This is a genomic window from Gilvimarinus gilvus (assembly GCF_030518155.1).
GTDB lineage: Bacteria > Pseudomonadota > Gammaproteobacteria > Pseudomonadales > Cellvibrionaceae > Gilvimarinus > Gilvimarinus gilvus.
Genome location: NZ_JAULRU010000545.1, coordinates 1 through 314 on the forward strand (window position 1 = coordinate 1; position 314 = coordinate 314).

General features: G+C 30.3%; 1 protein-coding gene. It reads right to left on the reverse strand.

Annotated features, from left to right (window positions below; translation table 11 throughout):
* Positions 1 to 314: CBS domain-containing protein (locus QWI17_RS10020; RefSeq protein WP_302722367.1), on the reverse strand; the 314-nt coding region annotated here is incomplete at both ends.

Sequence of the window (314 nt, forward strand, 5' to 3'; positions counted from 1 at the left end):
TCATCAACTACTGGCAAAGAGTGAAAACTCTGTTCTGATAGGATTTCTGCAACATCTTTAATATTTGTATCAGGAGAAACAGTTAACGGTTTTTTTACCATTACATCTTTTAATTCGTATGTATCATAAATTGCATTTAAAGCATTTTGATCCATTTCTCCAGCTCCATATCCTAATTTAGTAACATCATTCTTACTAATAACTCCTGCTAATTTAGCTCCTTCAGTTACAGGTATATGACGAATATTGTATTCTTTAAATAATTCGTTCACTTCACTTATTTTTTTATTCGTAGGAACTGCGATTAAAACTTT